At 68.3% G+C, this 13,274-nt stretch carries 14 protein-coding genes; 11 read left to right on the forward strand and 3 right to left on the reverse strand.

The genetic code is table 11. The features are described 5' to 3' along the window. Positions 1-27: 27 nt before the first annotated feature. The 4 genes from F3J14_RS08145 (at position 28) to F3J14_RS08160 (ending at position 3,398) form a co-directional block, all read left to right on the forward strand. Positions 28-930, forward strand: coding sequence for an alpha/beta hydrolase-fold protein (locus tag F3J14_RS08145; RefSeq protein ID WP_166722546.1), 903 nt, complete (start codon positions 28-30; stop codon positions 928-930). 69 nt (positions 931-999) lie between these two features. Further along, positions 1,000-1,899, forward strand: coding sequence for a LysR family transcriptional regulator (locus tag F3J14_RS08150; protein WP_166722547.1), 900 nt, complete (start codon positions 1,000-1,002; stop codon positions 1,897-1,899). Between the two features lie 96 nt (positions 1,900-1,995). Next, a complete protein-coding gene (locus tag F3J14_RS08155) occupies positions 1,996-2,328 on the forward strand; it encodes a carboxymuconolactone decarboxylase family protein (RefSeq protein WP_166722548.1) in 333 nt (110 codons plus the stop codon). Positions 2,329-2,390: 62 nt separating this feature from the next. Beyond that, positions 2,391-3,398 (forward strand): aldo/keto reductase, encoded by a 1,008-nt coding sequence (locus F3J14_RS08160; protein WP_166722549.1) that lies wholly within the window; start codon positions 2,391-2,393, stop codon positions 3,396-3,398. A 123-nt stretch (positions 3,399-3,521) separates the two neighbouring features. Here the strand turns inward: F3J14_RS08160 and F3J14_RS08165 are convergent, their stop codons facing one another. Then, positions 3,522-3,752 (reverse strand): hypothetical protein, encoded by a 231-nt coding sequence (locus F3J14_RS08165; RefSeq protein ID WP_006749871.1) that lies wholly within the window; start codon positions 3,750-3,752, stop codon positions 3,522-3,524. 278 nt (positions 3,753-4,030) lie between these two features. Continuing rightward, positions 4,031-4,936, reverse strand: coding sequence for a hypothetical protein (locus F3J14_RS08170; protein ID WP_166722550.1), 906 nt, complete (start codon positions 4,934-4,936; stop codon positions 4,031-4,033). Positions 4,937-5,014: 78 nt separating this feature from the next. Between F3J14_RS08170 and F3J14_RS08175 the strand changes: the two genes are divergently transcribed. From F3J14_RS08175 to F3J14_RS08185, 3 genes are all read left to right on the forward strand, one after another. Beyond that, positions 5,015-5,353: a helix-turn-helix transcriptional regulator gene (locus F3J14_RS08175; RefSeq protein WP_034176340.1), complete on the forward strand. Its 339-nt coding sequence runs from the start codon at positions 5,015-5,017 to the stop codon at positions 5,351-5,353. Positions 5,354-5,956: 603 nt separating this feature from the next. After that, positions 5,957-7,912 (forward strand): Xaa-Pro dipeptidyl-peptidase, encoded by a 1,956-nt coding sequence (locus F3J14_RS08180; RefSeq protein ID WP_166722551.1) that lies wholly within the window; start codon positions 5,957-5,959, stop codon positions 7,910-7,912. Between the two features lie 129 nt (positions 7,913-8,041). Then, positions 8,042-8,260 (forward strand): hypothetical protein, encoded by a 219-nt coding sequence (locus F3J14_RS08185; RefSeq protein WP_166722552.1) that lies wholly within the window; start codon positions 8,042-8,044, stop codon positions 8,258-8,260. Between the two features lie 16 nt (positions 8,261-8,276). Here the strand turns inward: F3J14_RS08185 and F3J14_RS08190 are convergent, their stop codons facing one another. Then, a complete protein-coding gene (locus F3J14_RS08190; protein ID WP_166722553.1) occupies positions 8,277-9,209 on the reverse strand; it encodes a 2-hydroxyacid dehydrogenase in 933 nt (310 codons plus the stop codon). Between the two features lie 166 nt (positions 9,210-9,375). Here F3J14_RS08190 and F3J14_RS08195 point away from each other — a divergent pair, with 166 nt between their 5' ends. Genes F3J14_RS08195 through F3J14_RS08210 form a run of 4 tightly spaced genes read left to right on the forward strand, consistent with a single transcriptional unit; the run spans position 9,376 to position 13,173 of the window. Then, the gene (locus tag F3J14_RS08195) at positions 9,376-10,299 is read left to right on the forward strand and encodes an ABC transporter substrate-binding protein (protein WP_166722554.1); all 924 of its coding nucleotides are present in this window, start codon (positions 9,376-9,378) and stop codon (positions 10,297-10,299) included. Then, on the forward strand, positions 10,296-11,474 hold the full coding sequence (locus tag F3J14_RS08200) for an ABC transporter permease (RefSeq protein WP_166722555.1): 1,179 nt from the start codon (positions 10,296-10,298) through the stop codon (positions 11,472-11,474). Before F3J14_RS08195 ends, F3J14_RS08200 begins: the two co-directional genes overlap by 4 nt. After that, positions 11,471-12,409 (forward strand): ABC transporter ATP-binding protein, encoded by a 939-nt coding sequence (locus tag F3J14_RS08205; RefSeq protein ID WP_166722556.1) that lies wholly within the window; start codon positions 11,471-11,473, stop codon positions 12,407-12,409. Before F3J14_RS08200 ends, F3J14_RS08205 begins: the two co-directional genes overlap by 4 nt. After that, positions 12,406-13,173, forward strand: a complete 768-nt coding sequence (locus F3J14_RS08210; RefSeq protein WP_166722557.1) for an ABC transporter permease — start codon at positions 12,406-12,408, stop codon at positions 13,171-13,173. Before F3J14_RS08205 ends, F3J14_RS08210 begins: the two co-directional genes overlap by 4 nt. Positions 13,174-13,274 lie beyond the last annotated feature (101 nt).

Consider the following 13,274-nt stretch of genomic DNA (forward strand, 5'->3'; position numbering starts at 1 on the left):
GACAGGGTTTTCCCGAAGCGAGGCTCAATGAACCTGATACGCGCGTTGTGGCTAGTGCTGCTGCTCGCCGTCGCGGGCCCGGCCATCGCCTTTCAGGCGCGGGTCGTCGCGATTCCGAGTGCCGCGATGAACGAGACGCTCAAGGCGACCGTCGTGCTGCCCGACGACTACGCACGCCTGCGCCACGGCCCGGAACGCGGCGTCGAACGCTTTCCGGTCGTCTACCTGCTGCACGGCTCCGGCGGTGACCACACCGACTGGACCGCGAACACCCGCATCGCCGCGCTGGCCGATCGCTACCGCGTGATCCTCGTGATGCCGGACGGCGGACACGAAAGCTGGTACATCGACAGCCCGTTCGACTCGGGCAGCCGCTACGAAACCTTCGTCGGCGACGAAGTCGTGTCCTATGTCGACATGCACTTCCGGACGATCGCGACCAAGGGCGCGCGCGCGATCACCGGGCTCAGCATGGGCGGCTTCGGCGCGCTGCGCATCGCGCTCGACCGGCCCGACACATTCGGCGCGGTCGGCAGCATCAGCGGCGCGGTCGATCCGCGCTGCTGCGAGGACGAACCCGGCATCGACCACGTATTCGGCGACCCCGGCCGCCATGCGTCGTTCTGGAACCGCAACGCGATCGTCGAAAGCGCGCGCGCGTTCGTCCGCGCGCATCTGGACCTGACGATCGACTGCGGCCGCGACGACGCGTTCGTCAGCTCGAACCGCACGCTGCACGAACGGCTCGTCGCGCTCGGCGTGCCGCACGATTATGCGGAGCGTCCGGGCGGCCATACGTGGGACTACTGGGCGCATGCGATCGGCTACCAGATGCGGTTCTTCGCGACGTCGTTCCAGCACGGCGGCTATGCGTACGATCCGCACACCCGCTTCGCGGGCCATCCGGCGCGCATGACGCAGGCCGGCTGACGCGCGGCGGCGTATCGCTCGGCAAGCCCGATGGTAGGATGCGCAGGCATCGACCACCCGACTTCCTCCATGCCGCGCGACAACTTTGCGGACTTGCTGGCCTTCATCGCCGTCGCGCGCGAGCGCAGCTTCACGCGTGCGGCCGCCCGGCTCGGCGTGTCGCAATCCGCACTCAGCCATACGATCCGCTCGCTCGAGACGCGTCTCGGCGTGCGACTGCTCACGCGCACGACGCGCAGCGTGGCGCCGACCGAAGCCGGCGAGCGCCTGCTGCAGAATCTCGCGCCGCGCTTCGACGAAATCGAGGACGAACTGTCGGCGCTCGCCGAGCTGCGCGACAAGCCGGCCGGCACCGTGCGCATCAATGCGACCGACTACGTGATCCGCACGCTGCTGTGGCCGAGGCTGTCGCCGATCCTGCACGACTACCGCGACCTGAAGGTCGAGTTCGTAACCGACTACGGGCTGTCCGACATCGTCGCGCAACGCTTCGACATCGGCGTGCGGCTCGGCGACCAGGTCGCAAAGGACATGATCGCGGTACGCATCTCGCCCGACCTCAAAATGGCGATCGTCGGCGCGCCCGCGTATTTCGCGGAACGCGAGCCGCCCGCGACGCCGCAGGATCTCGTCGCGCACGACTGCATCAACCTGCGCCTGCCGACTCACGGCGCGCTGTACGCGTGGGAACTCGCGCGCGGCGACGACACGCTGCAGGTGCGCGTCGACGGCCAGGTCACGTTCAATGGCACCTATGAAATGCTCGACGCGGCGCTCGCCGGCTACGGCCTCGCCTACGTGCCGGCCGAACTCGCCGCGCCGCACGTCGCGGCCGGCCGGCTCGTCAGCGTGCTCGACGACTGGTGTCCGACGTTTCCAGGCCATCACCTGTACTACGCGAGCCGGCGGCAATCGTCTCGCGCATTCGCGCTGATCGTCGATGCACTGCGCCATCCCGGCCATTCATGAACCGGTTCGATAAGTGCATGCGCATTCCTGGGGATTATCGATAAGCACGTCGGTGGCTACCATCGTCGATGTCTTCAACGTCCTCCGGAGCCATCGATGTCCGAACCGACTTCCGCCGCGCGCCAGGCCTTCGGCGCAATCGCACCGGCGCTCGCCGACTACACCGACAACGTGCTGTTCGGCGACGTGTGGCAACGCCCCGGCTTGTCGCCGCGCGATCGAAGCCTGATCACGGTCGCGAGCCTCGTCGCGCTGTATCGCGTGAACGAGCTGCCGTTCCATCTGAAGAAAGCGCTCGACAACGGCATCACGCGCGACGAACTGATCGAAGCGATCACGCACCTCGCGTTCTATTCGGGCTGGCCGACCGCCAGCTCGGCGTTGCCGATCGCGAAGCGCGTGTTCGACGAAGCGGGCGTGCAGGCGTGACGCGCGCGCTGATTCAACCGACCTGAACCAACGCGGGCGCTCGCCCGCACGGAGCCTCTTGCATGGATTACCGCTATCTCGGGCGCAGCGCGCTGAAGGTGTCGCCGCTGTGTCTCGGCGCGATGATGTTCGGCGGCGAAACCGATGAAGCGACGTCGGCGCGCATCATCGACAAGGCGTTCGACCAGGGCGTCAACTTCATCGACACGGCCGACGTCTATCACGCCGGACGCTCGGAAGAAATCGTCGGCCGTGCGATCGCAAGGCATCGCGACAGCTGGGTCGTCGCGACGAAGTTCGGCTATCCGGCCGGACCGGATGCCGGGCCGAACCGTCAGGGCCAGTCGCGCAAATGGATCTACGAATCGGTCGACGCGAGCCTGAAGCGGCTCGGCACCGATTACATCGACATCCTGTATTTTCATCGCACGCTGACCGATGCGCCGCTCGAGGAAGGGATGCGCGCGGTGGCCGACCTGATCCGCCAAGGCAAGGTGCGCTACGTCGGGCTGTCGAACTTCAAAGGCTGGCGCATCGCCGAAATCGTGCGCGTCGCCGACCAGCTCGGCATCGATCGCCCGGTGGCGAGCGAACCGCTGTACAACCTGGTCGATCGCACGGCCGAAGTCGAACAGCTGCCGGCGGCTGCGCATTACGGCATCGGCGTCGTTCCGTACAGCCCGCTCGCGCGCGGCGTGCTGACCGGCAAATACGCACCGGACACGCAACCGCCCGCCGATTCGCGTGCGGGCCGCGGCGACCGGCGCATCCAGCAGACGGAATGGCGGCCCGAGTCGCTGCACATCGCGCAGCAGGTGGCCGCGCATGCGGCGGCGCGCGGCACGACGTCCGTCGCGTTCGCGCTCGCGTGGGTGATGAAGAACCGGATCGTCAGCTCGACGATCGCCGGGCCGCGCACCGAGGCGCACTGGGACAGCTACATCGATGCGCTGACGCTCGAGCTCGACCCGGACGACGAACGCTTCGTCGATTCGCTGGTGCCGCCGGGACATGCGTCGACGCACGGTTATACGGATCCCGGCTATCCGGTCGAAGGGCGAAAGGTGTGAGGTTCGTCTGCCGACGCGGTGGCGCGTCGGCACGCCGGGCTTAGCGCGACGCGGCAAACAAACGAAAACGAAAAACGGAAAGCGACGGCTGCGAACGCAAAAGCGGAAGCGGAAGCCGCGAATTCAGTTGCCGTGCGCCGCGTCGGCGTTCACCACGCGATCGAAGAATTCCTGCGCACGCGCCAGTTCGTCCAGCGCACGATCGAGACGCGACATCGCGCGGGCATATTCGCCGGACGAGATGTCGTCGTCGCTTTCGCCGCGCACGGCGCGAAACGCCTGATCCACGTTACGCGTCGCTTCGACGAAGCGTTGTGCAGCCCGTGCTTCCCGCGAACAGATGTGGGTCGACATCGACACTTCTCCCTCAGGGTTGCTGTGTGAAGCAAGCCGACGCTCAGTGTGCGTGTTGCGCATGTCGGCGGCGTGAACGACGGCAGGCAGCCTGTCGACGCACACCCGCCGTGCGGCGTGCTTCCCTGGCGATTGTCGCGCGACGCTCGCCGATCCGCTACGGCGAGATTGCAACAAATTCTTGCGCGCGCCGAGATGGCAACCACACTGGCCCGTGTCGTTGCGCGTGCATCAGTTTTCCTGCCCGCATCACGCGCCGCACATGAGCGGCGCTAACGTCACGCGCGCCCGATGCGCGGATGCGCGAGACCGCCGAACGCGGCCGCTTCACCGGACGACAGATCGAACAGATCGCCGGTGAGCTCGCGCGGATGCTCGACCGCCGGCCGGCTGCGCAGCCGCGTGGCATGCGTGGGCGCGACGTAGGCGGCCGCCGTTTCGATCGGCGGCACGTCGAACAGGTCGCGCGTGACACCGCGCACGGCATCCGTCGGCGATCGGCCGCGCAAGCGCGCGACCAGTTCGACGAAGCGATCGAAATCGCCGGCCCGCGTCGCCTTGTTCACGTCGGCGAGATCGCGCGCCTTCAGCACGCACGGCTGCGCGAGCCGCACGAAATACGGTGCTTCGAGTTCGACCGACAGCGCGAGCGGATAGCTCTTGCCGGTTTGCTCCTTCGCACGCCCGATACAGTCGACCACGGCCGCGCCCTGCGCGACGCCAAGCGGCTTGCCCGTGCTCACGCTGCGCAGGTGATCGGGAAACACGCGCAATTGCGTGCCGACCGTCAGCGCGGTGGACGATACGCAGACGAGCGCGTAGTGCTGTTCGCGGCGCCGGCCCGACGGCAGCGTCGAGCGGCTCGCGATGAACGTGTGCGGCGGCAGCGGCCGCACCTGGCCGCTGGCATCGACCCATGCATTCCACAGCAGCGCGTCCTCGCGCCTGCGCTCGCCCGAACGCGGGCGCGACGCGACCGGCGAAAACAGCGCGAGCAGCGAGCCCGTGCGATGCGCGGCGACTTGGGCGCTGCTGCCGAGCGGCTGGTTGATGCCCCACAGAAAACGCCCGCCCCCGAGCCGGCGCTCCCATTCCTTGCGGAGCACGACGGTCGGCAGTTCCTCGCCGGACTCGGTACCGATCTTTGTCCAGCAGAACGTGGGAGGGAGGTGTTTCAGTGTCATCGACTTTCTCGGGATACAGCCTCGCTGGTGACAGCAAGCCCATTCAACAACCGTAACTGTATAGGTATAATGCATCGCATGGAAGCCCCGGACCACGATTTTCCTGTACAAGACCTGTTACGCCGTCTGATGGCGGACACGCGCTCGTCCAGCGAAATCGCGCGACTTTCCGGGGTCAGCCAGCCGACCGTCTCGCGCCTGCGGCTGTCGAACGGGCATCGGCTGCGGCGCAGTGCGCCATTCAACAAGCTATGCAGTTTCTACGGCGTCGATACCGGCCCCGCACGCCGCCGTTACAACGATCTGCTGCGCGACGCGATCGTCGACGCCTGGGACGGCTCCGACGAGCACGGGCGCGCGCTGTTGGTCGTGATTCAGGGATTGAAGGATCTGCAGGCGAAAGCCGACGACAGGTGACGGCGCGCATGCGTTCATGACTGCGTGACTGGAAGGAAGGCTGACGGCACGTAACGGGCGGGCGGTGGCGAATACGATTCGTCATCGCCCGTTTTGCATCGGGCGATGCGACACGGAGCAACCGCAAGCACGTCGCCGAACATGCGCCTCGCCATCGCACCACACGCCCCGCATCGGCAACGCGCCGAAACTTTATTTACCCTCGGTTAAAAAAGTTTGACACGACGATTTCACTGAGATAAGTTTTGCGCAAGCTTCCGGAAAGCAAACGCGAACCGGCAAGCCATCACGATGCGCGGCGCGGCCGAAACCGCCGATCCGTTTCATTCCGTCGCCGCACGCGCGTCGCGTCGTGTTTCCGCAGCGCAGCACCGCAGCTCGCAACATCCCCGTTTCATCGAGTGATGTCGTTCCGTTTCAGCTGGAAGGACGCGCGGCATGCACCGTGCATTTGATTCGCAGTCCTGCGTGACGCGCATGCGTGGCGCTGCCGCTTTCCCGATGGTGCAGTTTCCTCTTCGTTGCAGGCAGTAATCGGCCCGGCCCGCAGGGGGTGTATCGCGGACTGGTCGTCCACACACAATCACAAGAACGAGGTCGGCAATGCAATTTCATTTCAGAGGATCGCGTCGCGCATGGCTCCCCGCGCTCGTCGCAGCGGCGACGCTCGCCGCGTGCGGCGGTGACGACGGCGGCAGCGTGGCGGGCGTGTCCGCATTCGCGCAGGGCCAAGGTCAGGATCAACAGGGCGATGGCGCCGCATCGGCAGACAACGCATCGGGGCGCGTGTCGCCTTCCGGCGTTCCGTATGCGAATCCGGCCAGCGGCGGACGCTACCGGCCGGTGATCAGCAACGGCCAGGTACAACCGTCGCTGTCCGGCGGCACGATCGAGGAGAACGCGTGGGTCGACACGCCGGTCGATTCCGACGGCGACGGTACGCGCGACCGCATTCACGTGCGCATCGTGCGTCCGTCCGAAACCGCCAACGGCGCGCGCACGCCGGTCATCGTGCTCGCGAGCCCGTACTACGCCGGGCTCGCCGACAGCCCCAACCACGACGTCGACGTCGAACTCGACGGCACGCCGCATCCCGCCGCGGCGGCAGCCGCCCCCGGCGGCGCGTCCGCGCGGATCATGGCCGCCGCGCCGCAAGTACGGATGCTGCAGCAACTCGAAGCGGCCGCGGCCGGCCGTTCATGGATCGAAGGTTATTTCGTGCAGCGCGGCTTCACGATCGTCTATGCGGATTCGCTCGGCACCGCCGGTTCCGACGGCTGCCCCACGATCCTCACGCGCGACGAATCCGTCGCGATGGCGTCGGTGATCCGCTGGCTCGGCCGCGATGCGACCGCCAAGGATGCGAACGGCAAGCCGGTCGTCGCGAACTGGTCGACGGGCCACGTCGGCATGTACGGCGTGTCGTACGACGGCACGCTGCCGAAGATGGTCGCGAGCCTGCGCACGCGCGGGCTCGACGCAATCGTGCCGGTCGCCGGACTGTCGAACATGTACGGCTACTACCGCTCGGGCGGGCTCGTGCGCGCGCCGGAGGGCTACCAGGGCGAGGACGTCGACGTCTATATCAAGGCGCTGCTGACGAATGCGCATCCGGAGCGCTGCACGCACCTGATCGACGAGGCGCTGCAGCAGGAAGACCGCAAGACGGGCAACTACTCGCCGTTCTGGGCCGCGCGCGACATCCCGACCGCGCACGCGGTCGCGCCGGCACTCGTCGCGCAAGGGCTGACCGACGACAACGTGCGTACCGACCAGTCGACGTCGTGGTATCTCGCGATGCGGCGTCAGGGCGTGCCGACGCAGCTATGGCTGCATCGGCTGAAGCATACCGACCCGACCCGCGTGCCGGCGATGGCCGAAGCGTGGACCGCGGAGGTGAACCGCTGGTTCACGCGCTACCTGATCGGCATCGACAACGGCGTCGACCGCGATCCGCGCGCGGTGGTCGAGCAGGCCGACGGCACGCTGCTGAAAGAAGCGGACTGGGCCGCGCGGCACGCCACGCCGGTCGCGTATTTCGCGGGCGGCGACGGCACCGGCACCGGCACGCTGCTGCGGATGCCGAGCGGCGGCCCGCTCGCGCGCTTCACCGACGATGCGTCGATCCCCGCGCTCACGCTGGCGAACGCCACGACCGGCGAGCATCGCGGCCGCTTCGAGACGGCCCCGTTCACGGCCGCGACGCGCGTGTCCGGCACCGCGACCGCCCGCGTGCGGCTGACCTTCACCGGCGTCGCGAACGTGACGGCGCTGCTGGTCGACCGCGCGCCGGACGGCACGGCGACGATCGTCACGCGGGCATGGACCGATCCGCGCAATCGCTTGTCGGACTGGTTCTCGGAGCCCGTGTTGCCGGGGATGCCGTATGACCTGAAGCTGACGTTCATGCCGCGCGACTACAAGCTCGAAGCGGGTCACAAGCTCGGCCTCGTCGTGCTGTCGAGCGACAACGAGGCGACGCTGCGGCCGACCCCGGGCACGGGTCTCGCGCTCGATCCGGCAGGCACGTCGGTCACGGTGCCGCTCGTGTCGTCCTGACGCTGTAATGTGGCCGCGCACCCCGTGCTTCGCTTGCGCGTTGCCCGGCGGTGCGCGGTTCATCGGTTCAGCCGAGCAACGCGTTGTTGCTCCGCCGCCGCGACGGCGTGCCGTTCCAGACCGGCGAACATGATTCCTGTTTTCGTACTGAACCCGCGCGGTGAGGTCGAGATGCCGGCCGCGCACGAGCGGCTGCGCGACGAACATGCAGCCGTGGTGATCGAGATCCTCAAACCTGCGGCCGAGCCGGTAGTGCATGTCCGAATACGCGACGCCGATGCGCGTCGCCAACGAATTCACATGGCCGCTTGCTGCCGTTCTGCACAGCTCCGATCGACCGCGGCCTGACCGGAGAACCGCACGCTCACAATGGTGTCAGCGCCGCCTGCCCGGCAAAATGCCGGGCGGCGTTGTCGAGAAACTGCTGGACCGACCGGTCGAGCGCCTCCGGCGACCAGCCGCCCATGTGCGGCGTCAGCACGACGTTGTCGAGACCGGTCAACGCGCGCGGCGGCTCCGGCTCGCCTTCGTACACGTCGAGCCCCGCGCCCGCGATGCGTCCTTCGCGCAGCGCGTCCGCCAAAGCAGCGGTATCGACAACGCTGCCACGCGACACGTTGACGAGAAAACCGCCCGGGCCGAGCGCGTCGAGCACCGCGCGATCGACCAGGTGCCGGGTGCCCGCGCCGCCCGGCGTCGCGACGATCAGGAAATCGGCCCACTGCGCGAGTGCGTCGAGCCGGTCGAAATAGCGGTATGGCGCAGCGTCCTTCCGCGAACGGCTGTGATAGCCGACCTCGATGTCGAAGCCGGCCGCACGGCGCGCGCACTTCTCGCCGATCTTGCCGAGCCCGACGATGCCAAGCTTCTTGCCCGATACGTTCGGCGGCATCGGCAGCCCGTCACGCCACACGCCCGCGCGCGTTTTCGCATCGAGCCTCACGACATCGCGCACCGCCGCGAGCAACAGCGCGAACGCGTGGTCGGCGACGCAATCGTCGTTGGTGCCCGCGCCCGTGACGACCGTGATGCCGCGCGCCTTCGCATGTGCGACGTCGATATGCTCGTAACCCGCGCCGAGCGCGCTGACGAACGTGAGCTGCGGAAGCCGGTCGATCTCGGCAGCGGCGAGACCCGTGCTGCCGTTGGTCAGCACCGCGCGAATCGTGCCGCCGTATTCGGCGATCGCGCGTTCGCGTTCTTCGGCGGTCGGGGCATAGCGCACGTCGAACGACGCGGCGATCTCGCGATGCGCATCGCCGCGCAATGCGATGAGGACCAGCAGTTCTGGCTTCATGTCAGCAATTGTCCGCAGGCGGGAACGGATTCCAGTGTAACAAGCCCGCATGACGGATGCGGGTAATCCCCACACGGGCTGTGGGCACGCCGCCGCACGCGGTTTGCCAAAGCCGGCTCAGTCAAGTAACTTTCGGCGTACGCCCCCGTCCTGGAGATTGGCCTCGATGAAACTCGCCCTGCCCGCCCGGATCCTGGGCCTCACGCTCGCCGCCGCCGTCGTCGCGCCCGGTGCGCATGCCGACACGCCCGTCGTGGTGTCGTCGAAGATCGATACCGAAGGCAACCTGCTCGGCAACGTCATCGCGCAGGTGCTGAAGGCCCACGGCATCCCCGTCACCGAAAAGATCGCACTCGGCACGACGCCGATCGTGCGCAAGGCGCTGACGAGCGGCGAGATCGACATCTACCCCGAATACACGGGCAACGCCGCGTTCTTCTTCAACAAGGCCGACGATCCCGCGTGGAAGAACGCAAGCCAGGGTTACGACACCGCGAAGAAGCTCGACTACGCGGCGAACCATCTCGTCTGGCTCACACCGGCGCCCGCGAACAATACGTGGGGCGTCGCCGTGCTCGCGCCCGTCGCGCAATCGCGGCACCTGAAGACCTTCTCCGATTTCGGCAAGTGGATCGCGGGCGGCGGCAAGGTGAAACTTGCCGCGTCGGCCGAATTCGTGAACAGCGCATCCGCGCTGCCGTCGTTCGAGAAGGCGTACGGCTTCAAGCTGAAACCCGACCAGCTCGTCGTGCTGTCCGGCGGCGATACCGCCGCGACGATCAAGGCCGCCGCGAACCAGACCGACGGTGTGAACGCTGCAATGGTGTACGGCACCGACGGCGGCATCGCATCGAGCGGCCTCGCCGTGCTCGACGACGACAAGCACGTGCAGCCCGTCTATGCGCCGACGCCGGTGATTCGCGAAGCCGTGCTGAAGGCGCATCCGCAGATCGCCGACTACCTGAAGCCCGTGTTTGCGAGCCTCGACCTGAAGACGCTGCAGACGCTGAACGCGCGCATCCAGATCAATGGCGAACCGGCGGCCGGCGTGGCCAAGAGCTACTTGAAGTCGAAGGGCTTCGTCAAGTGACGGGTCGCGCCGTGGCGTCCGCGCGGCGCATCACGCTCGACAAGGTCGGCATCCTGATCGGTATCCTGACGATCGTCGCGGTGGTCGGCATGCCGTTCATGGTACTGCGGCCGAACCGCATCGCGGCCGGCACGGGGCTGTCGGTATTCGCCGCACTGCCGTCCGCGCAAGGTGCCGCGCTCGCCGCGCTGTGGATCGTCGGCGCGCTGTGGGCAATGACGGCGAGCCGCCCCGCCTGGCGGCTCGCGGCCGGCTGCACGTGGCTCGCGACGCTCGCCTATGCGGTCGGCGCGGCCGCGGCGCACGTCGTCGCGCCCGACGACATGCTCGCGCGCGTGTCGCCCGCGGCTGGCGTCTGGCTGCTGCTGTTCGCGTGGGCCGTGCTCGTCGCGGACGCGCTCGCGCGGCTCGCATTCGGCCCGTGGCGGCGCCTCGTCGCGCTCGCCGTCGCGATCGCGGCGATATCGGTGCCGCTCGCGAGCGGCTGGTGGGACGGCCTTTCCGTGATGCGCGAATACGCGGTGCGCAACGACGACTTCTGGCGCGAGGCCATCCGGCACGTATCGCTCGCGGGCGGCTCGGTCGCGGCCGCGCTCGTCGCAGGCCTGCCGCTCGGCATCGCGTGCGCGCGGATCGCACCGGTCCGCACCGTCGTGATGCCGGTGCTCAATATCGTGCAGACGATCCCGAGCATCGCGATGTACGGGCTGATGATGGCGCCGCTCGGCCTGCTCGCCGCGCACGTGCCGCTCGCGGCCGAGCTCGGCATCCGCGGGATCGGCGTCGCGCCGGCCGTGCTCGCGCTGTTTCTCTACTCGCTGCTGCCGATCGCGTCGAGCGTCGTGGTCGGACTCGAGCAGGTGCCGCCGCATGTGACGGAAGCGGCACGCGCGATGGGCATGACGCGCGCGCAGCGGCTGCTGGGCGTCGACCTCGTGCTCGCGCTGCCCGTGATCCTGAGCGGCGTGCGCATCGTGCTCGTGCAGAACATCGGCCTGACCGCGGTCGCCGCGCTGATCGGCGGCGGCGGCTTCGGCACCTTCATCTTCCAGGGGATCGGGCAATCGGCCGCCGATCTCGTGCTGCTCGGTGCGATCCCGACGATCGCACTCGCGCTGGCAGCCGCCGTCGTGTTCGAAGCCGCGACCACGCTCGCGAAGGGACGTACTGCATGATCGAGATCGAACGCATCGGCAAACGCTTCGGCGACATCGCCGCCGTCGACGACGTGTCGCTGACGATGAAGCAAGGCACGATTACCGCGCTCGTCGGCGCATCGGGCAGCGGCAAATCGACGCTGCTGCGGATGATCAACCGGCTGATCGCGCCGACCAGCGGCACGATCCGCATCGACGGCGTCGACACCGCGGGCGTTCCGCCCGAGCAACTGCGGCGGCGCATCGGCTACGTGATCCAGGGGCACGGCCTGTTCCCGCACTGGAGCGTCGCGCGCAATATCGCGACCGTGCCACGCCTGCTCGGCTGGCCGGCCGCGCGCATCGACGCGCGCGTGCGTGAACTGCTCGAACTGTTTCACCTCGCGCCGTCCGAATTCGCGGACAAGCTGCCGCACGAACTGTCGGGCGGCCAGCAGCAGCGCGTCGGCGTCGCGCGCGCGCTCGCGGCCGAGCCCGCGATGCTGCTGATGGACGAGCCGTTCGGCGCGCTCGATCCGATCATCCGCAACAAGGCGCAGGACGACCTGTACGCGCTGCAGCGCCGCCTCGGCATCACGGTCGTGATCGTCACGCACGATATCGAGGAAGCGCTGAAGCTCGGCGACACGATCGCGGTGATGGACGGCGGCCGGCTGCTGCAGGTCGCGTCGCCGGCCGAGATTCTCGGCAAGCCGGCGGCAGGCGTGGTCGAACAGCTCGTCGCGGGCGTCGACCGGCCGCTGCGCCTGCTCGCGCTGACGCCGATCGATGCGGTGGCCGAATCCGGTCACGCCGACGGCGAACCGATCGCCGCGACGCGCACGCTGCGCGACGCGGTGTCCGAGCTGCTGTGGCGCGGCGTCGACGCATTGCCGGTCGACGACGGCAACGGGCGCGATGCGCGCCGCATTACGCTCGGCGCGATCCGCGCACACGCGAGGAAGCCCGCATGACGACGCGGCCCGCGCACTCACCCGTGCCGCGGCGGCTGCCCGCGTACGTCGCGCGCGCGGCCGCGCTCGCGCTGTTGCTCGTGCTGCTGTTGCGTCCCGCGTGGCTGCAGGGCGTGTTCGCGCCGTTCGCGGACAACGGCGCGCCGGTCATCTACGATCGCGCGAGCCTGCTCGACCTCACGCTCGCACACCTCGGCACCGTCGCGCTGTCGAGCCTGATCGGCATGCTGGTCGCGATCGCGGCCGGCATCGCGGTCACGCGGCCCGCCGGCGCGGATTTCCTGCCGGTTGCGCGCAGCGTCGTCGACATCGGCCAGACCTTTCCGCCGGTCGCCGTACTCGCGCTCGCGGTGCCGGCCGTCGGCTTCGGGTTGAAACCCGTGCTGATCGCGCTCGTCCTGTACGGGCTCCTGCCGATTTTCGAGAGCACGATCGCGGGACTCGAGGACGTGCCGCGCGACGTCGTCGACGCCGCGCGCGGGATGGGGATGAGCGGCTGGCAGCAACTGGTGTCGGTCGAGCTGCCGCTCGCGTTTCCGGTGATCGTGAACGGCATCCGGCTCGCGGTCGTCATCAATCTCGGTACCGCGACGATCGGGTCGACGGTTGCCGCGCGCGGGCTCGGCGATGTCATCATCGCGGGCCTGCAGACCTCGAACACGGCGTTCGTGCTGCAGGGCGGCGTGATCGTCGGGCTGCTCGCCGTGCTGGTCAGCGATGCGATAGGCGCGCTGGCACGGGTGGCGAGTGCGCGGCGGCCGTAACACGCACCTGCCGTCGCGGCTTTACCTGCGAAAAAGACGGCGCGACAAAAAATCGGGCCGCGCTTGATCCGGACTCCGATGCGTGTTCGCGCAACGATCCC

Source organism: Burkholderia sp. Tr-862 (assembly GCF_011753085.1).
In the GTDB taxonomy this organism is placed as follows: domain Bacteria; phylum Pseudomonadota; class Gammaproteobacteria; order Burkholderiales; family Burkholderiaceae; genus Burkholderia; species Burkholderia ambifaria.